This is a genomic window from Pantoea sp. C2G6, from assembly GCF_051336815.1.
Classification (GTDB): Bacteria; Pseudomonadota; Gammaproteobacteria; order Enterobacterales; family Enterobacteriaceae; genus Pantoea.
The window spans coordinates 524,536-542,355 of the sequence record NZ_JBGMNJ010000002.1 but is presented as its reverse complement, the minus strand read 5'-3'; the positions used below and the strand labels follow the sequence as shown (position 1 = coordinate 542,355).

The window sequence follows — 17,820 nt, the reverse complement described above, 5'->3', positions numbered from 1 at the left end:
AATTTTGCTGTGTCATTAGCCAGTCAGCAGTGCTGCTCTCTGGCCTGCTATTCATCATCCTGATGTGCCGCCAGCACCGGTAAATACCAGCGCTGTGCCGCCTCAGTTATCTGCGCTATGTGCGCCTCATCCAGTACCCGGCAAAGGCGTTGCAGATAGGGATCGCCGCCTTCACCCTCAAGCTGATAGTTGCCCGACCAGGCGGTGAGCAGACGATTACGCGCCTTGAGCTGCGTCGCCTCATCGGTCAGTAACTGCTTACTCTTTTTGTCGTAGCTGGCGGTCAGCCACGCGCCGCCACTTTTGTTGAGCAGCATCAGCGGCTGTTGCATCCCGGCGAGATAGCCGGCGACATACTCATTCAGCGCGGCGATAGCCTGCGGCTGTGACACCGCCAGGAAGCACCACTGACTCTGCTGGCGGCCAAACATCCGGCTGCGGCCGGTGCCGCCCAGCGCACAGTAAATCAGATGCTCCAGCCAGAGTAACAGGCCGTCGTTCATGTTGAGCACGCCGGGCCGCCAGCGCAGTAAGCCATCACTCTGTACCTGCGTCAGCCAGCCGGTCAGGCTGACCTGCTCCAGTTGCAGGTTCACTTCCCAGCTCTCCCCCTCGCTGCGCTGGGTCACCACTTCTGCGGCCACCTCCTGCATCTCATCGCGCTGCGCCTGCCAGAACAGCTCGCCAAAGGCACCATAGGGCAGATTACCCGCCGCGCGGTGGTGCAGGTAGAGCCGCTCGGTATCCTCCCCCTCCACCAGCGCATTCAGCAGCTGGGCGTTGATCTGGTAACGCTCCAGGTTGTCGAGGGCAAAAGGCTCGCTGTCGGGCAGTTCGTTCTCCTCCAGCCAGAAACTGACCCCAAGCCGCTGATGAAACCAGGCGCGCACCGGGTGTCGCCAGAAGCGCAGAAACGCCTCCAGCGTCAGCGCTTCAATCGTCGGCGCTTCCAGCGGCTGGACAAAAGCGGGCTGTGGCTGGCCCGCGCCCTGTGCCGCCGGTAACCATTCGCGGGCGAAACTGTGCAGTCTGGCGGCAGGCTGGAAGTTTCCGGCGGCAAACGGCATCCGGCTGTGCAGATGTTGCAGATGCATTTTCACCCGTTCGGCACTCTCATCCAGTTCAAGATCGCCATCGCCCGCCAGATAAAAACTCTGGCCGATGTAATCCAGCAGTTCTGTGACCAGCACCGAGGGGTAGCGTTCCGTATTGTCCTGAATCGCCCGGCCGATATAGCTGATATAGAGCTGCTGCTGTGCCGAGATCATCGCCTCAAGGAACAGATAACGGTCATCATCGCGGCGGCTGCGATCCCCTTTGCGCGACTGCTGCTGCATCAGGTCAAAGCCTAACGGCGCTAAGGTGCGCGGGTAGACGCCATCGTTCATCCCCAGCAAGCAGACCACCTGAAAGGGAATGGAGCGCATCGGCATCAGGGTACAGAAATTGATCTGCCCCGCCAGGAAGCGCTGACTGATGCGCTGTTGATCGAGCCGGCTGCGGAGATCATCCCGCAACAGCGCCACCGGAATCGCCTCCTCAAACCGCGCATCCATGCCATATTCAATCAATTGCTGCCACTGCTCTTCCACCAGCAGCAACGCCGCCTCGGTTTCCGCATCGGGACTGAAAAAGGCGTTGAGCAGTTCCCGGCACATGGGCAGCCATGCGGTCAGCGGCCGTGGTTCCGCCAGCAGCTCGCGCCAGTGATTAAGGCGGGAGAGCAGCTCGGCCAGATGACCGGCCAGCTCCCCTGCCAGACCACTCGACTCGTCATAGGGCAGAATGCCCTCCCAGTCACCGTTGTGGCTCTCCATCGCATAGCCCAGCAGCATACGTTGCAGGCCAAAACGCCAGGTGTGCTGGCCGGTAATCGGTAGCGAGAGCGCTTCGACGCTGGCATCATCCAGTCCCCAGCGCACGCCCGACTCGCTGACCCAGCGCCGCAGCAACCGCAGGCCGCTTTCATCAATCGAGAAGTGTGAGGCGAGCGCCGGAACATCCAGCAGTGCCAGCACATCCTCCGAGACAAAGCGGCTGTCCGGTAGCGCCAGCAGATGCAGAAACGCCACGATAGCCGGGTGCGCCTGGCTGGCACGGCGATCCGAGATGGCGAAAGGCAGATAGCGATCGGCGGGCGCGTTGGCGAAAACCGCCTGAATAAACGGCGCGTAGGCGTCGATGTCCGCCACCATCACAATGATGTCGCGCGCCTTGAGTGTGGGATCGGCCTCCATCAGCGCCAGCAGATGATCCTGCAACACTTCCACCTCACGCTGGGCACTGTGACAGACCTGTATCGCGATCGAACGGTCGTCAGGATCGAGGCAGCGTTTCCGATCGCTGTGTGCCAGCTCCGCGGCGTTCAGGCCGATGATGGCGTTGTCCTGGAGATTGAGCAGGTCATGCTGCATACAGTGCAGCAGATTATCCTGCTCCACGTCCACAAAGGCGTCGACCTCGTTATTGGATTCCATCTGGCTGAGCAGAAATAGATTGTCGCGCCCCAGCTTGCCCCAGGAGGCGAGCAGCGGGTTGGTCAGCTGCTGCTCACCGGCATCGTTAAACAGCGCCGCTGCCTGCTGCGGTTCGCGGAACAGAGCGCGAGACTCCTCAGCATCGTAGCGTCGGCGCTGACGACTTTGCAGCTTCGCCAGAAACGCATAATCCTGAATATCCCCCCAGTAGTCGCGGCAGGGGTTGGTGAACAGCAGATAGATGTCGATATGGCGTCCCAGCGCCTGCAACGCCTGTAAATAGACCGGCGGCAGCGCGGAGATGCCGCAGATAAAGACCCGCTTTGGCAGATTTTCCGGCGTAATCCGCGCCTGCTCCAGCGTCTGGATAAAGCGCGCATAGAGATTGGCACGGTGCCATTCAGGCTGGCGCAGGCTGCGGGTATAGCTCACCAGATCGCGCCACAGCGCCGCCTGCCAGTGTTGTGCGTCACCCAGCCCCTCAATGGTTTCACCGCGCTCCCAGCTGTTGAGCCAGTCGGCGCGATAGACCAGATACTGGTCGAAAAGGTCGGCCACGCGGGAGCTAAGCTGAAACAGTTTCCGCTTGTCGCCGTCGTCATGAAGGTAGTGGCGCAGCGAGATAAACTCGTCCTGTTCCAGCATCACCGGCAGACGGTGCATCAGCTTCCAGCTCATGCTGGCTTTGCTGAAGGCGCTTTCCGGTGGAATATCGGGCAGGACCCGGACGAACATCTCCCAGATAAAGCTGGCGGGCAGCGGAAATTCAATATTGGCCGCAATTCCAAAGGCTTGCGCCAGCTCCATCTGCAACCACTGCGCCATACCCGGGCTCTGTACCAGCACCATTTCTGAGGCGAAAGGATCATCCAGCGGATCGCGTTTAATCACCTCAGCCGCCAGAATCTTCAGCACATCAAGCTGATTTGAGTGATAAACGTGAAACATGAAAACTCCTGTGAGAACTCTGAACATTACAGCGATGTTGCGGCCCTGACACTCTACCGCGTATCGCGATTGAAGCCCATCAAAAGGGGGTCCGGCGAGGCTGAAGGGTGATTAACATCGTAACCTTGTCAGCGCCGCATGTCGCTGCTGTGGCCCTGTCACCTCCGCGCGTTCCAGAATGCAGCCAGAGGTCAGGCTCTGACGTTGCAGCGTTGAACGCCAGCCCGCGGTTTCATGCCCCACCAGGCGCTGTTCCGCCACACGCCACGCCTCACGCTGATTCCACTGCTGGCTGAATCCCAGCGCCAGTGCGCGATGATAATTCAGCAGCGTGCCGCTGCTGAGAGCCATCAGCAGCAGGGCAAACAGCGCTTCCGGCAGGCTGAACCCGCCCGCGTTACCGGCAGCTGGCGGGCGGCGTGAGCGGACAGTAGTCGATCCAGCCGTGCGGCAGCGCCGTAACGTGATTTTGCTGTAAGCGGACCCAGTGCCAGACCGCCATGTCGCTGTCGCTGGCTTCGCCTTTAAGCAGGCCTTCATCCTTTTCACCTCGCTGTAAACAACTGCGCCAGCCCTGACGGGCATCCTGCTGACAGCCGATCGCCTCACCGGCGGGCCAGTTGAGCGTCAGGCCCCATTGCAGCGCAGACTGCGCCCGCCAGAAATCCTGAATAAAGCGCTGCTCGTCAGCCAGCGTTCTCACTCCCTGCTCTGCCATCTTCCGGCTGGCGTGCAGCGTCAGGCTGCCCATCACCAGCACCATCAGTACCATGCCCAGCGCACTGCTGCCTTGCTGCTTCACAGGTTATCTCCTTCAACCCAGCTTTCGACGCTTTCCAGCCAGCGCCCGGCGCGCCCCTGAAGCTGTAGCCGGATCTGCATTCCCTGCCGGCTGACGTTAAACTGCTCCAGCGTCATAAAAGCGGGATCGGAGAGCCGTTCCCAGCCAGCCGAACCGCACTGATCAACGCCACGCTGCATCTCAAGCTGTTGCCGCCGCAGGCGATAGCCGTAGTAATCACTCTCTGGCTGGTTCACCCCCTCCCATCGGCCGTTGCTGTTCTCATCCCAGCGCAGCAGCAGGCAGTTTTCACTGATTTGCAACGCGCCAGTGCCACAGTCGCCGTGACAGTAGCCGGCACGCCGTACCGCTTTTTCCAGCGTCGCCATTATCTGCTGCAACTCCTGACGCAGCTGCGCCCGTTGCAGCAGCGCGGCGTTCTCTGCCAGCAGCAGCGGTAAGAAGCGCCCGGCGCTTAACATCAGCACCGCGCTGATCGCCATGGCAATCAGCATCTCCAGCAGGCTGAATCCGGCGGTTTTCATCGGCAGCCCTCATCGTCCGTGGCGCAGACGCGGATGCGGGATCTGGCGGAGATGATCAGCCGCAGTCGCCCGGCGCTATTCCCCAGCTCAATGCTGCCCGCTCTGGCGACGTTACGGCGGCCATAAAAGCCCGGTTCACCGCGGATGCCATAGAGATCGACATCAGGATGCGGCACCAGGAAATGCAGACCTTTGCGACCGTCACACTCCGCAACGGGAAGAGGGCCGGCACCGAGGCACCAGGGATTGCCGGGCCGCGTCCATAGAACCAGGTCGCGATTTTGCCGGTTAGCCTGGGCGCGCAGCCGCAGCAGGAATCCCTGAAGTTGCTGAGCCGTGTCGCGCAGTTGCTGCCGCTGTTGCCAGCGCTGCCAGCCATGCACTCCGGCAAGTGCCAGCATGCCGGCAATCACCATCACCAGCAGCAGTTCCGGCAGGGTAAAACCCCGTAAGGATGCTGTTTTCATGGCATCAGCCTGCGGGTTACTGAGTGCGGGAACAAGCGGGAAGGTGACAGGCTGGAAAGACGATCGCAGGGAATCTGGCCCGCAAGCGAGACCCTTTCAAAAGCGTGCGAGCCGTGCTGCAAATGACCGGCTGCGGGCAAAAAAAAGCCCCGGCGCTGCACTGTGCGCCGGGGCATGATCGGTGATGACGAATCAGATCGCGACAGGGGCTTTGATCGCCGGATGCGGATCGTAGCCTTCAATCTCAAAATCGTCGAACTGATAGTCAAACAGTGACGCGGGTTTGCGTTTGATAACCAGCGATGGCAGCGGCCGCGGTTCACGGGTCAGTTGCAGGCGCGCCTGTTCCAGATGGTTGCTGTAGAGGTGCGTATCTCCCCCGGTCCAGACAAAATCCCCTACCTCCAGGTCGCACTGCTGCGCCACCATATGCACCAGCAGCGCATAGCTGGCGATGTTAAACGGCAGGCCAAGGAAGATGTCGCAGGAGCGCTGATAAAGCTGGCAGGAGAGCTTGCCGTCCGCCACATAGAACTGGAAAAAGGCATGGCAGGGAGCCAGCGCCATCTCGCTGAGTTCGCCGACGTTCCAGGCGGAAACGATAATCCGGCGCGAGTCGGGATCGCGTTTCAGCTGCTCGATAACCTGACTCAGCTGGTCGATCTCCTGACCGCTGGCCGTGCCCCAGCTGCGCCACTGTTTGCCATAGACCGGGCCAAGATTGCCCTGCTCATCGGCCCACTCATCCCAGATAGAGACCTTGTTCTCTTTGAGATAACCGATGTTGGTGTCACCTTTCAGGAACCACAGCAGCTCATGAATAATTGAGCGGATGTGACATTTTTTGGTCGTAACCAGCGGAAAACCATCCTGCAAATTGAAACGCATCTGGTGACCAAAAATTGAGAGCGTACCGGTGCCGGTACGGTCAGCTTTTGGTGTGCCTTCGTTCAGCACATGTTGCATTAAATCCAGATACTGTTTCATTTTTCCTCGCGAAATTGTGGCTGCGGGCGACGACGATACGCCCAGATCATCATAATAATTCCGGCAATAATCATCGGCACGGAGAGGATCTGCCCCATGCTGATACCGCCTTCAAACAGGCCAAGCTGGGCATCCGGCTGGCGAAAGAACTCAACGATGATGCGGAAGGCACCATAGCCGATCAGGAACAGACCGGAGACGCTGCCCATCGGGCGCGGTTTACGGATAAACAGGTTCAGAATAATGAACAGCACCACCCCTTCCAGAATCAGCTCATAGAGCTGTGAAGGGTGACGCGGCAGCACGCCGTAGGTGTTGAGCAGCGCCTGGTATTGCGGGTTGGTGGCGGCCAGCGCCACATCTTCGCTGCGGGAGCCTGGAAACAGCATGGCAAAGCGGAAGCCCGGATCGACCCGGCCCCAGAGTTCACCATTAATGAAGTTGCCGAGACGACCGGCACCCAGACCAAAAGGGATCAGCGGCGCAATGAAATCAGAGACCTGGAAGAAGGTCCGTCTGGTGCGGCGGGCGAAGATCAGCATCACCACAATCACCCCAATCAGGCCGCCGTGGAACGACATGCCGCCATCCCAGACCTTGAACAGGTAGAGGGGATTTTCCAGAAACAGCGGCAGGTTGTAGAACAGCACATAGCCGATACGTCCGCCGAGGAAGACCCCCAGGAAACCGGCATAGAGCAGGTTCTCAACTTCCTCTTTTTTCCAGCCGCTGCCCGGCTGGTTTGCCCGGCGTACCGCCAGCCACATGGCGAAAACAAAGCCCACCAGATACATCAGACCGTACCAGTGAAGCGAAACCGGTCCGATCGAGAAGATCACCGGATCGAACTGCGGAAATGCAATATAGCCGTTATTCATCATTCACCGTCTATTTTTCAACCCTGAAAAGGGGTGTTGTCAGGCACATAAATTAAGGCTGCGCATGATAGCACAGCCGGTTTTGTGAGTTGTCACGCAAATGTAAATGCGGATAACGCCCCTCGCGCCACAGGTCGGTGTTGCGCAGCCCGCCTGGCGGAATGGCCCTTAGCGACCGCCGCGGATCAGACCGCCCAGCCCGCGCCGCTCCATAAAGGCTGAAACCAGATGGCGGACCTCGGTGGCGGTGTGGGCATTCATCCCCTGCTCCGCTAATTTCTGCACCTCTTCATAATCGAGATGGCGCAGCAGATATTTCACGCGCGGCACATTTTTACCGTTCATGCTGAGATGGTGATACCCCAGTCCCACCAGCAGCGCGACGCACATCGGATCGCCCGCCATTTCACCACACAGGCACAACTCCAGCTTCGCCATCTGGGCTTCGCGGGCGATAGCGTGCAGCGCACGCAGCATCGCCGGATGCAGGGAGTCATAGAGGTTGGCGACGCGGGTATTGTTGCGATCGACCGCCAGCAGATACTGGGTGAGATCGTTGGTGCCGACCGAGACAAAATCGACCCGAGAGGCCAGATGCGGGATCATAAACAGCATTGACGGCACTTCAATCATAATGCCGACGCGCGGCAGCGGGATCGCGTAGCCCAGCATCTCCTCCACTTCACGCCCGGCACGATCGATCAGCCGCTTCGCCTCGTCGATCTCGTCGATATGGCTGATCATCGGCAGCAGAATGCTGAGATTGCCGGAGGCGGCGTTGGCGCGCAGCATGGCGCGGACCTGCACCAGAAAGATCTCCGGCTGATCGAGCGTCAGGCGGATACCTCGCCAGCCCAGGCAGGGATTCTCTTCGCTGATCGGCATATAGGGCAGCTGCTTATCGGCCCCGACATCCAGGGTACGCAGCGTCACCGGCTTATTGTGAAACAGCTGCAACATGCCCTGATACTGCGCCACCTGCTCCTCTTCCGACGGGAAGCCGTTCTGCAACATAAAGGGGATTTCGGTACGGTAGAGACCAATGCCGTCAACCCAGCTGTCCAGCGCCTGCTCATGTTCCGGGCTCAAGCCCGCATTCAGCATCACCTGTACGCGCTGGCCGCTTTTCAGCTCGCCGGGCTGATCGACCACACCTTCAGCCATTTTGCTCAGCGCGTTCTCTTCGCTGATCAGCCGCTGATACTCCTGGACCAGCACCGGCTCAGGATCAATCAGCAGCTCACCGCGATAGCCATCGACGATCAGCAGCCGCTTGTTGAGCTGATGGGGCAGAATGTCCGCCCCCATCACGGTCGGGATCCCCATCGCCCGGGTCAGAATGGCCGCATGGGAGTTAGCCGCGCCGTCACGTACCACGATGCCCGCCAGCCGCTCCTGCGGCAGCTCGGCCAGGGTGGTGGCGGTCAGCTCATCGGCCACCAGCACAAAGCGTTCCGGCCAGGCGTTGGTGCCGACCAGGGTGTCGTCGAGGTGAAACAGCAGTCGCTGCCCCAGCACCCGCAAATCGCCGGCGCGCTCGCGCAGATAGTTGTCGGTCAGGCTGGCAAACTGGGCCGCGAACTTCTCAATCACCTGTTTCACCGCCCACTCGGCGACCGAGCCGCGTTCGATCTCATCGAACAGATCTTTCTTCAGCCGGGCATCGGTTAACAGGTGGGAGTAGAGGTCGAAAATCGCCGCGCTCTCTTTCTGCGCGCTGGCGCTGAAACGCTTGCTGAAGCGACGAAACTCGCTGGCCGCTTCACTCATGGCGAGTGACAGCCGTTCGCGTTCGCGCTGCACATCCAGCGTCGAAGCGGCGGAGACCTGATCGAGCAGCGGCTGCGTCTCATCGACCCAGCCAGGGGCGACGGCGACGCCCGGTGCAGCGGCAATGGCGCGCACCCGCGTCTGCCGGAACTGGCCAAATAGCTGCGCCATCTGAGACTGCGACAGCAGCGCCGCCATCTGGGTAGCCAGCGTGACCAGAAACGACTCTTCGCTTTCATCAAACTGACGGTGTTCGCGCTGCTGCACCACCAGCACGCCAAGCAGCTGACGACGGCTGATAATGGGTACGCCGAGGAAGGAGCGATAGCGCTCCTCTTTTACCGAAGGGATATATTTAAAGCTGGGATGACTCTGTGCGTCTGCGAGGTTGATCGGCTCAGCCAGACGACCGACCAAACCGACAATACCCTCATCAAACGCCAGCGTCACAGTACGGCCACGCGGCTTTTTAAGGCCGCGCGTCGCCATCAGGTAATAACAGTGGCGATCGTGGTCGGCGAGATAAACGGAACAGACCTCCGTTTCCATCGCCAGACAGATCTCATTGACCAGAATGTCGAGTGCTTCATTGAGACGCGGCGCACTCGCCACTTTTTCTACAATTTCGCGCAACTGAGTGAGCATAAAGGGCGTGGCCTATCCTCTCTTACGTCGATGGGCAGGGTTATTCCGCTGCCCCGCACTCTCCTGCATAGACATCACCACGCCAGCGAATTCCTTCATCACCCGCCGGTAGACATCGCGCTTGAAGGAGACAACCTGACGCACCGGATACCAGAAGCTGACCCAGCGCCAGCCATCAAACTCCGGCGTGCTGCTGTGCTGCACATTGATGTCCGCGTCATTACACATTAATTGCAGAAGAAACCACTTTTGTTTCTGGCCGATACATACCGGCTTTGTGTCCCAACGCACCAAACGTTTTGGCAACTTGTAGCGCAACCAGTTACGGGTAGATGCAAGTATTCGGACATCTTTCCGGTGTAATCCCACCTCTTCGAACAGTTCGCGATACATCGCCTGCTCTGCGGTTTCACCGGGGTTGATGCCTCCCTGAGGAAATTGCCAGGAGTGCTGTCCAAAGCGCCTGGCCCATAACACTTGTCCCTGCCGGTTACAGATTACGATACCAACATTCGGGCGGTAGCCATCATCATCGATCACCGGACTACCTCAAAGCTAAATTTGAATGGCCTGATTGTTTCACACTCCTTACAGGCGGTAAACCACTGGATTCACGGGGTGTTAAGCCACTGATGCCGGGATAACTCACAGCCGGGCCCGGAGTTATAAACAATAACCGCCAAAAAGATCGATCTTATTCACCTTTTCTGTGGATAGCTTTGTGCAGAACGCGGGAGTTAACTGAATAACCCTGAATGCCGCGTCTGACACCCCGCAAAGTGCGAAAAGATTATCCCTTTAATTTTAATACAAAAATAATCAAAACCGCCAGATTCCCTGCTGGCAGAAATGCGGATTCTTATCGCGCCGCTTTACGTTTGGATGAAATTTAACCACCACGCTTTTTATCCACAGCAAATTGTTCAGGCTTAGGCCAGTGTGAGCAGATTGTGGTCAAAAGCGGGAAAGTCAAGGCTGTAAATGGAACCAGTACCGCACAGAAGCAGCGGTTATCCCATTTTTCTGTGGATAACTACGCTGGAGTTCCTGTTCATTGTTGCGAGTAAGTTGGGATAACCTCGCGTCGCTGTGGGGAGCGTTGTGCCGGGCCGATAAAAAAAGCACGATCTATCATGTTATTATCCGTCAGCGGTGCGGTTTATTTCTGCCGGAAAAGTGAGCCTGCCGTTTACTGTACAAAATTTAAGCAACGCGAGTTATCAACATGAATCATCTGCCAGGACCGCCAGAAGATGAAGCCAGCCTGCTGGCACGGGCGCAGAATTTAGCCGGGTTAACCCTGGAAACGCTGGCGGTACGCGCCGGTCTGCCAGTGCCTGCCGATCTCAGACGCGATAAGGGCTGGGTCGGGATGCTGCTGGAGCTGCATCTGGGTGCCAGCGCAGGCAGCAAAGCGGAGCAGGATTTCGCCCACCTGGGGATTGAACTGAAAACCATCCCGATTGATGCCCAGGGTAAACCACTGGAAACCACCTTTGTCTGCGTTGCGCCGCTGACCGGCAACAGCGGTGTCACCTGGCGGACCAGTCATGTGCGGCACAAGCTGTCGCGGGTGTTGTGGATACCGGTGGAGGGCGAGCGGGCGATCCCGCTGCGCGAACGCCGGGTGGGCGCGCCGCTGTTGTGGAGCCCCGATGCGCAAGAAGATGAGATGCTGCGTCAGGACTGGGAAGAGCTGATGGATATGATTGTGCTGGGCCGGGTAGAACAGATCACCGCCCGGCATGGTGCCTGGCTGCAAATCCGCCCCAAAGCCGCCAACAGCAAAGCGCTGACCGAGGGCATTGGCGATCAGGGCCAGCCGATCATGACACTGCCGCGCGGCTTCTACCTGAAGAAAAGTTTCACCGGACCGCTGCTGGCACGCCACTTTTTGCTGTGACTCTCCTCCTGCTGTACGGCCACGGCGCAATTTTGTGGGAGCCAGGCGAATTCAATGCGTATAATCCTCGTTTACTTTTCGTTTAGGATTGAATGTCGGTATGTTTGAGTGGATTGTGGATCCCAACGCCTGGCTGGCGCTGGGCACCCTGACCATCCTTGAGGTGGTGCTGGGTATTGATAATATTATTTTCCTGTCGCTGGTGGTCGCTAAACTGCCAAAGCAACAACAGGCCAGCGCACGTCGTATCGGTCTGATGGGCGCGATGTTAATGCGCCTTGCCCTGCTGGCGTCGATTGCGTGGGTCGCCCGGCTGACCAACCCGCTGTTTACCCTGATGGATCATCCCTTCTCGGCGCGCGATCTGATCCTGCTGTTTGGTGGACTGTTCCTGCTGTGGAAATCGAGCATGGAGATCCATGAAACCATTGAAGGCAGTGAAGGGGAACACAACACCAAAGTGCACTCGTTCCTCGGCGCGATTGTGCAGATCATGATGCTCGACATTATCTTCAGTCTCGACTCGGTGATCACCGCCATCGGCCTCTCCGATCATCTGTTTATTATGATGGCGGCGGTGGTGATTGCGGTGCTGCTGATGATGTTTGCCGCCCGCGCGATCGGAGAGTTTGTCGAACGTCATCCTTCGGTGAAAATGCTGGCGCTCTCGTTCCTGATTCTGGTCGGTTTTACCCTGATTCTGGAGAGTTTTGCGGTCCACGTACCAAAAGGTTACATTTATTTCGCGATGTTCTTCTCAATGGCGGTTGAGTGCCTTAATCTGATGCGCAGCAAGAAAAAGCAGAGCTGATAATGTCAAGAGCGAAGCTGCGCGGCCGGTGATTTTCAGATTCCTGCGATTTAACCCCGCCGGCAAAACGATTTATTACTACACTTTTGCAGTTGATGATTTGTGAGGATAAGGCGTAATGAAAGGATGGGCGGGAGTAGTAATTTTGATGGTCGCCGCAGCAACGCTAAGCGGATGCAGTTCGGATTATGTGATGGCGACTAAAGATGGTCAGATGATTATGACCAAAGGCAAGCCAGCCATTGATAAAGAGACCGGACTGGTCGAGTACATCGATCAATCCGGTCACGCAGTACAGATTAACAGCGATGAGGTCTCGACCATCATTGAACGTTAAGTGCCAGATTGACTCACCTGCCACAGATTCCCCGCTGGCAGGTGATTTCCCCGACTTTTCCCCCTTCCTTCCCCGCCATTGCTCGCGCTATAGTCCCTGAGGACACAACATTCCATTCCATTAAGAAAAGGAAGCTGGCAATGCACTATCATCGTATTCCCCATAGCACGCTGGAAGTGAGTCAGCTGGGGTTGGGCACCATGACGTTTGGCGAACAGAACAGCGAAGCCGACGCCCATGCTCAGCTCGATTTAGCGCTCCGTTGCGGCATCAACTTTATTGATACCGCCGAAATGTATCCGGTGCCACCGCGCCCGGAAACCCAGGGCCTGACCGAACAGTACATTGGCAGCTGGCTTAAACAACGCGGCAGCCGCGACAAGATCATTCTGGCCAGCAAAGTCGCCGGGCCTTCACGCGGCAATGACGCTTCGATTCGTCCCGATATGGCGCTGGATCGTAAAAATATCCGTGCCGCGCTCGACGCCAGCCTGAAACGCCTGAACACCGACTATCTCGATCTCTATCAGCTGCACTGGCCCCAGCGTCAGACCAACTATTTCGGCAAGCTGGGCTATCAGTACAGCGAGACCACGGCGCAGGTGACGCTGCTGGAGACGCTGGAAGCGCTGACTGAACAGGTACGCGCCGGTAAAATTCGCTATATCGGGGTCTCGAACGAAACGGCCTGGGGGGTGATGCGCTACCTGCAACTGGCGGAGAAACATGAACTGCCACGCATTGTCAGCATTCAGAATCCCTACAGCCTGCTGAACCGCAGCTTTGAAGTGGGTCTGGCCGAAATCAGCCAGCATGAAGGGGTAGAGCTGCTGGCCTATTCCAGCCTGGCGTTTGGCACGCTGAGCGGTAAATATTTGAATGGCGCACAGCCTGCGGGCGCACGCAACACCCTGTTCAGCCGCTTTACCCGCTACAGCGGTGAACAGTCACAGCAGGCGATTGCGGAATATGTGGCGCTGGCCCGTCAGCATCAGATCGACCCATCGCAGATGGCGCTGGCGTATGTGCGTCAGCAGCCGTTTGTCGCCAGCACGCTGCTGGGTGCCACCACACTTGAGCAGTTGCAGATCAATATCGACAGCTTCAATCTGACCTTAAACGCCGAGATTCTGGAAGGCATAGAAGCGATCCATCGTCGTTATACCTATCCGGCTCCGTGAGCCGTCTGGTGCCAGCTGCCTGTGCGGCGGCTGGCACACCTCAGAGATCGCGCGAGTAGAGTCTGACCCGCTTGTCAGGATACTCCAGCGCCTCGCCCTGCGGCTGCCAGCCGAACCGTTCGTAGTAACCGCCAAACGCTGACCATAGCCATAGCCGTGAATAGCCCCGGGCCTGCGCATAGCGGGTAACGTGCTGCTGCAACGCCGCGCTGACGCCTTTGCCGCGCGCCGCCTCATCCACATAGAGCGCCGCCAGCCAGGGAAAGAGATCCTGACGGCTGATCAAATCACAGCGCCAGAAGCCCACGGTGCCAATCGCCCTGCCCGCCTCCAGCGCGACAAAGGTCACCGGAAAATCGGCTCCGCTCAGACTGCTGGTTACTACAGAGGCGAAGAAGTCACGGCTGGCTGGTTCGCCAAACGCCCGCCACTGCCACTCGGTAATCTGATCGGCAAACTGCGGCACCTCACTCAGCGGCACTATTTTCATGTGTTATCTCTCCTGAAACAGAGGGGCGCGGTAAAGTTTCTGGCCTGAGCGAGGCCGTTAGTCAGTTTCCAGCGCCAGTAACGACTGAATGGTCTGCGCGCGGCGGATTTCGCGTGGCTCGCCCTGTTCAAACAGCACTTCCGGGATCAGCGGGCGGCTGTTGTAGTTGGAGGACATCGAGGCACCGTAAGCGCCGGTGTCGTGGAACACCAGATAATCCCCGACTCTGGCCGCTGGCAGAGCGCGCGGTGCAACCATGCCCCCCTCCAGCTGGGTAAAGACATCGCCCGATTCACACAGCGGACCGGCCACCACCGTATCGATCGTCTGCTGCTCATCAATCACCCGCTCATCACCCGCCATCAGCGAAATATGGTGATAGCTGCCATACATCGAGGGCCGCATCAGGTCGCTGAAACCGGCGTCGACCAGCACAAAGTGACGGCTGCCCATCGCTTTCACCGCACGCACCTGAGAGACCAGAACTCCCGCCTCCGCCACCAGAAAACGGCCCGGTTCGATCTCCAGCTTCACCGCATGCCCCAGATGCTGAGCAATACGCTGGCGGGCGGCATCCCACAGGCCGAAATAGTGGCTGGTATCGATCGCCTCTTCGCCATAGCGATAGGGAATGGAGAGACCACCGCCAGCGGAGATAGCCGCCAGATCCTGACCCGATGCCACCACCAGATCGACCATCGCATCACAGACCTGTTGCAGATGCGCATAGTCCACGCCCGAGCCAATATGCATATGGATGCCGACCAGTTTCAGGCCGTGCTGCTCAATGGCGGCCAGCGCCTGAGCTAAATCAGCATGCCAGATACCGTGCTTGCTGTTTTCGCCGCCGGTGTTGGTTTTCTGGCTGTGACCGTGACCAAAGCCTGGATTCACCCGCAGCCACACCGCATGACCGGGGGAAACGGCACCCAGCTGATGCAGCATATCGATCGATCCGGCGTTGACCGGCACTTTCAGCGCCGCGACCCGCGCCAGCGTCGGCTGATCGAACAGATCAGCGGTAAAGACAATATCCTCCCCGCCCGGCTGATAGCCCGCCACCAGCGCCCGTTCAATCTCCCCCAGCGATACCGAATCGACCTTCACGCCCGCCGCGCGCATCAGGCGCAGAATATGAATATTGGAGCAGGCCTTCTGCGCAAAACGCACCACATCAAACGCCTGAAGCTGGGCAATGCGCGCCTGAATGATCTGTGCGTCATAGGCCCAGAAGGGGCCGGCGTAGCGGCGTGCCAGCGGCAGCAGACTGGCGGCGTTGAGTGCGGTTTCGGTACTCTGTAAGGAACGTGGCATAGCAATTCTCCTGTGGTCTTCACCGCATTAAGCCAGAATCGTGCTATAGCGAAAAATATCTGTTTTAATGGCATTTATGCAAAATAGATATGGGGTAAGAGATGGCTAAGATTAACTGGCGACACATTGAGATCTTTCACGCGGTGATGACCAGCGGCAACCTGACGCAGGCGGCGACGCTGCTGCATACCTCTCAACCCACGGTGAGCCGTGAGCTGGCGCGGCTGGAGCAGCAGCTGGGATTAGAACTGTTCGGGCGGGTACGGGGACGGCTGCAACCCACGGTCCAGGGTCTGCGGTTGTTCGAAGAGGTGCAGCGCTCCTGGTATGGGCTGGATCGCATTATGGAGGCGGCTGAAGGGCTGCGCCAGTTTCGCCAGGGCGAACTGTCGATCGCCTGTCTGCCGGTCTTTTCGCAGTCGCTGCTGCCGCCGCTCTGCCAGCCTTTTTTACAGCGTTACCCCGATGTGAGCCTGAATGTGATCCCGCAGGAGTCGCCGCTGCTGGAGGAGTGGCTGTCGGCGCAACGCTACGATCTCGGCTTAACCGAGACCCGGCATGCCCCGGCCGGAACGGAGTGCCATCCCCTGCTGACCTGCGATGAAGTGTGCGTGCTGCCGCACGGCCACCCCCTGAGCCAGCGCGCAGCGTTGACGCCGCACGATTTTGCCGGTGAAAAGTATGTCAGCCTGTCGCGCACCGACAGTTATCGTCAGCTGCTGGATGCGCTGTTTCATGAGCAGGGGGTGGAGCGGCGGCTGGTGCTGGAGACGCACAGCGCCGCGTCGGTGTGCGCTATGGTGAAAGCGGGCGTTGGCATTTCGATTGTTAATCCGCTGACGGCGCTTGATTACGCCGACAGCGGCGTGGTGATGCGTAAGTTCAGCGTGGCGGTGCCGTTTACCGTCAGCCTGGTCAGACCGCTTCACCGCCCGGCTTCGGCGCTGGTCGATGCCTTTGTCAGCCACCTGCAACACCAGGTGGCTGACTTTCCGGCGCGCATCGCCGCCCGTCTGGCTTAGGCGCGAACCCTGGCCACCGCGCCCCCTGATCGACGGAAGGTGATCAGGCAGACCAGCAAACCGATAGCCGCCAGCGCGGCGGCGGCAACCGGGACCGCGGTCAGGCTGAAACCGCGGCCAATCACCGCGCCACCGACCCAGGCTCCCAGCGCGTTGCCGACGTTAAACGCCGAAATGTTCAGGGTTGAAACCAGGTTGGGTGCCTCTTTACCGTGTCGTACCACATTAATCTGCAAGCCCGGCACCGTGGCGAAGGTCGCCATCGCCCAGAGAAACAGGGTGATCTCCGCCAGCCACAACGCATGGCTGGTCCAGCTGAACAGCAGGGAGAAGATGGCGATCAGCGAGAAGCTGAGGATCAGGCTGAATGAGACTTTCCAGTCAGCCAGCTTACCGCCAAGAATATTGCCGACCGTCAGGCCCGCACCAATCAGGAACAGCGTCCAGCTGACACCACGATCGCTGATGCCGGTAACCTGCAACAGCAGCGGTGCAATGTAGCTGAACAGTGCAAACATCGCCGCCGCAAAGAACACCGTCATCAACAGCGAGAGCCACAGCTTGCCGTTCGCCAGCGCCCCCACTTCACTCGCCAGGTGAACCGGCTTCTCCTGCTTATTATTGGGCAGGCTGACGATCAGGGCGATAAAAGCCAGTACGCCGATCACCGCCACGCCCCAGAAGGTGGCGCGCCAGCCAAACATCTGGCCGAAGCTGGTCCCCAGCGGGACGCCCAGCACGTTAGCCAGAGTGAGTCCGGTAAACATCAGCGCCACCGCGGAGGCCTGACGCCCTGGTGCGACCAGGCTGGCCGCCACCACCGCGCCAATGCCGAAGAACGCCCCGTGACACAGCGCGGTGACAATGCGCGCCAGCATCAGCAGGTTATAGCTGTAGGCCAGCGCGCAGAGCAGATTGCCGATAATAAATATCACCATCAGCAGGATCAGCGTTTTTTTACGCGGCAGGCTGGCGGTCAGCAGCGCCATAATCGGCGCACCAATCGCTACTCCCAGCGCATAGCCGCTGATCAGCCAGCCGGCGGATGGAATCGAGACCTGGAGGTCGCGCGCCACCTCCGGCAGCAGCCCCATAATCACAAACTCGGTGGTTCCGATGGCGAACGCACTTAACGCCAGCGCCAGTAATGCTACAGGCATAGCCCTCTCCCAATATATTTTGCAGGTGAACCGCGCAGGGGCGCAGCCTATCGACGCTTATTAAAATTTGATCTGCGTCACTGCGAGGTATTACAGCATAGCGC

Annotated in this window: 17 protein-coding genes; 5 read left to right on the top strand and 12 right to left on the bottom strand. The window is 58.8% G+C overall.

The window, feature by feature from the left end; translation table 11 throughout:
* Positions 1-47: 47 nt before the first annotated feature.
* The 9 genes from recC to rppH all read right to left on the bottom strand — a co-directional run bounded on the left by recC (position 48) and on the right by rppH (position 10,038).
* The gene (gene recC / locus ACCW71_RS05895; RefSeq protein WP_436370149.1) at positions 48-3,425 is read right to left on the bottom strand and encodes an exodeoxyribonuclease V subunit gamma; all 3,378 of its coding nucleotides are present in this window, start codon (positions 3,423-3,425) and stop codon (positions 48-50) included.
* Positions 3,426-3,536: 111 nt separating this feature from the next.
* Complete coding sequence (locus ACCW71_RS05890; RefSeq protein WP_436370148.1) at positions 3,537-3,776, bottom strand: prepilin-type N-terminal cleavage/methylation domain-containing protein; 240 nt, start codon at positions 3,774-3,776, stop codon at positions 3,537-3,539.
* A 46-nt stretch (positions 3,777-3,822) separates the two neighbouring features.
* Positions 3,823-4,227 (bottom strand): DUF2509 family protein, encoded by a 405-nt coding sequence (locus tag ACCW71_RS05885; protein ID WP_436370147.1) that lies wholly within the window; start codon positions 4,225-4,227, stop codon positions 3,823-3,825.
* Positions 4,224-4,751 (bottom strand): prepilin peptidase-dependent protein, encoded by a 528-nt coding sequence (locus tag ACCW71_RS05880; protein WP_436370146.1) that lies wholly within the window; start codon positions 4,749-4,751, stop codon positions 4,224-4,226. The genes ACCW71_RS05885 and ACCW71_RS05880 overlap by 4 nt, the downstream gene beginning before the upstream one ends.
* Complete coding sequence (locus ACCW71_RS05875) at positions 4,748-5,218, bottom strand: prepilin-type N-terminal cleavage/methylation domain-containing protein (protein WP_436370144.1); 471 nt, start codon at positions 5,216-5,218, stop codon at positions 4,748-4,750. The genes ACCW71_RS05880 and ACCW71_RS05875 overlap by 4 nt, the downstream gene beginning before the upstream one ends.
* 192 nt (positions 5,219-5,410) lie before the next feature.
* Positions 5,411-6,205 carry a thymidylate synthase gene (thyA, locus tag ACCW71_RS05870; protein ID WP_436370143.1) on the bottom strand — a complete coding sequence of 265 codons (795 nt, stop codon included), beginning with the start codon at positions 6,203-6,205 and terminating at the stop codon, positions 5,411-5,413.
* The gene (gene lgt / locus ACCW71_RS05865; RefSeq protein ID WP_436370141.1) at positions 6,202-7,083 is read right to left on the bottom strand and encodes a prolipoprotein diacylglyceryl transferase; all 882 of its coding nucleotides are present in this window, start codon (positions 7,081-7,083) and stop codon (positions 6,202-6,204) included. The genes thyA and lgt overlap by 4 nt, the downstream gene beginning before the upstream one ends.
* Before the next feature lie 168 nt (positions 7,084-7,251).
* The gene (ptsP, locus tag ACCW71_RS05860) at positions 7,252-9,498 is read right to left on the bottom strand and encodes a phosphoenolpyruvate--protein phosphotransferase (RefSeq protein ID WP_436370140.1); all 2,247 of its coding nucleotides are present in this window, start codon (positions 9,496-9,498) and stop codon (positions 7,252-7,254) included.
* A gap of 12 nt (positions 9,499-9,510) precedes the next feature.
* The gene (gene rppH / locus ACCW71_RS05855; protein ID WP_009087042.1) at positions 9,511-10,038 is read right to left on the bottom strand and encodes an RNA pyrophosphohydrolase; all 528 of its coding nucleotides are present in this window, start codon (positions 10,036-10,038) and stop codon (positions 9,511-9,513) included.
* Between the two features lie 685 nt (positions 10,039-10,723).
* Between rppH and mutH the strand changes: the two genes are divergently transcribed.
* The 4 genes from mutH (at position 10,724) to ACCW71_RS05835 (ending at position 13,730) form a co-directional block, all read left to right on the top strand.
* Positions 10,724-11,401, top strand: coding sequence for a DNA mismatch repair endonuclease MutH (mutH, locus tag ACCW71_RS05850; protein ID WP_436370139.1), 678 nt, complete (start codon positions 10,724-10,726; stop codon positions 11,399-11,401).
* Between the two features lie 100 nt (positions 11,402-11,501).
* Positions 11,502-12,212: a TerC family protein gene (locus ACCW71_RS05845; RefSeq protein ID WP_436370138.1), complete on the top strand. Its 711-nt coding sequence runs from the start codon at positions 11,502-11,504 to the stop codon at positions 12,210-12,212.
* 118 nt (positions 12,213-12,330) lie between these two features.
* Positions 12,331-12,549 carry a YgdI/YgdR family lipoprotein gene (locus ACCW71_RS05840; RefSeq protein WP_436370137.1) on the top strand — a complete coding sequence of 73 codons (219 nt, stop codon included), beginning with the start codon at positions 12,331-12,333 and terminating at the stop codon, positions 12,547-12,549.
* Between the two features lie 140 nt (positions 12,550-12,689).
* Positions 12,690-13,730 (top strand): NADP(H)-dependent aldo-keto reductase, encoded by a 1,041-nt coding sequence (locus ACCW71_RS05835; RefSeq protein WP_436370136.1) that lies wholly within the window; start codon positions 12,690-12,692, stop codon positions 13,728-13,730.
* Between the two features lie 40 nt (positions 13,731-13,770).
* Here the strand turns inward: ACCW71_RS05835 and ACCW71_RS05830 are convergent, their stop codons facing one another.
* Together ACCW71_RS05830 and lysA are read right to left on the bottom strand one after the other, a co-directional pair.
* On the bottom strand, positions 13,771-14,220 hold the full coding sequence (locus tag ACCW71_RS05830) for a GNAT family N-acetyltransferase (protein ID WP_436370135.1): 450 nt from the start codon (positions 14,218-14,220) through the stop codon (positions 13,771-13,773).
* A gap of 57 nt (positions 14,221-14,277) precedes the next feature.
* The gene (gene lysA / locus ACCW71_RS05825) at positions 14,278-15,534 is read right to left on the bottom strand and encodes a diaminopimelate decarboxylase (RefSeq protein ID WP_436370134.1); all 1,257 of its coding nucleotides are present in this window, start codon (positions 15,532-15,534) and stop codon (positions 14,278-14,280) included.
* 101 nt (positions 15,535-15,635) lie between these two features.
* On the opposite strand from lysA, the gene ACCW71_RS05820 reads away from it, so the two are divergent.
* Positions 15,636-16,556: a LysR family transcriptional regulator gene (locus tag ACCW71_RS05820; RefSeq protein WP_436370133.1), complete on the top strand. Its 921-nt coding sequence runs from the start codon at positions 15,636-15,638 to the stop codon at positions 16,554-16,556.
* On the opposite strand, the gene ACCW71_RS05815 is transcribed toward ACCW71_RS05820, so the two are convergent.
* On the bottom strand, positions 16,553-17,716 hold the full coding sequence (locus tag ACCW71_RS05815) for an MFS transporter (RefSeq protein WP_436370132.1): 1,164 nt from the start codon (positions 17,714-17,716) through the stop codon (positions 16,553-16,555). The two genes, ACCW71_RS05820 and ACCW71_RS05815, sit on opposite strands and share 4 nt — an antisense overlap.
* Between the last annotated feature and the right edge of the window lie 104 nt (positions 17,717-17,820).

Excerpts from the sequence above, each read along its gene's own strand:
- ACCW71_RS05840 (WP_436370137.1), top strand. The coding sequence starts at position 12,331 with ATGAAAGGATGGGCGGGAGTAGTAATTTTGATGGTCGCCGCAGCAACG.
- ACCW71_RS05835 (WP_436370136.1), top strand. The coding sequence starts at position 12,690 with ATGCACTATCATCGTATTCCCCATAGCACGCTGGAAGTGAGTCAGCTG.
- ACCW71_RS05820 (WP_436370133.1), top strand. The coding sequence starts at position 15,636 with ATGGCTAAGATTAACTGGCGACACATTGAGATCTTTCACGCGGTGATG.
- ACCW71_RS05815 (WP_436370132.1), bottom strand. The coding sequence starts at position 17,716 with ATGCCTGTAGCATTACTGGCGCTGGCGTTAAGTGCGTTCGCCATCGGA.
- ptsP (WP_436370140.1), bottom strand. The coding sequence starts at position 9,498 with ATGCTCACTCAGTTGCGCGAAATTGTAGAAAAAGTGGCGAGTGCGCCG.
- ACCW71_RS05890 (WP_436370148.1), bottom strand. The coding sequence starts at position 3,776 with ATGGCTCTCAGCAGCGGCACGCTGCTGAATTATCATCGCGCACTGGCG.
- lgt (WP_436370141.1), bottom strand. The coding sequence starts at position 7,083 with ATGAATAACGGCTATATTGCATTTCCGCAGTTCGATCCGGTGATCTTC.
- ACCW71_RS05845 (WP_436370138.1), top strand. The coding sequence starts at position 11,502 with ATGTTTGAGTGGATTGTGGATCCCAACGCCTGGCTGGCGCTGGGCACC.
- ACCW71_RS05880 (WP_436370146.1), bottom strand. The coding sequence starts at position 4,751 with ATGAAAACCGCCGGATTCAGCCTGCTGGAGATGCTGATTGCCATGGCG.
- thyA (WP_436370143.1), bottom strand. The coding sequence starts at position 6,205 with ATGAAACAGTATCTGGATTTAATGCAACATGTGCTGAACGAAGGCACA.
- ACCW71_RS05830 (WP_436370135.1), bottom strand. The coding sequence starts at position 14,220 with ATGAAAATAGTGCCGCTGAGTGAGGTGCCGCAGTTTGCCGATCAGATT.
- mutH (WP_436370139.1), top strand. The coding sequence starts at position 10,724 with ATGAATCATCTGCCAGGACCGCCAGAAGATGAAGCCAGCCTGCTGGCA.
- ACCW71_RS05875 (WP_436370144.1), bottom strand. The coding sequence starts at position 5,218 with ATGAAAACAGCATCCTTACGGGGTTTTACCCTGCCGGAACTGCTGCTG.
- lysA (WP_436370134.1), bottom strand. The coding sequence starts at position 15,534 with ATGCCACGTTCCTTACAGAGTACCGAAACCGCACTCAACGCCGCCAGT.
- recC (WP_436370149.1), bottom strand. The coding sequence starts at position 3,425 with ATGTTTCACGTTTATCACTCAAATCAGCTTGATGTGCTGAAGATTCTG.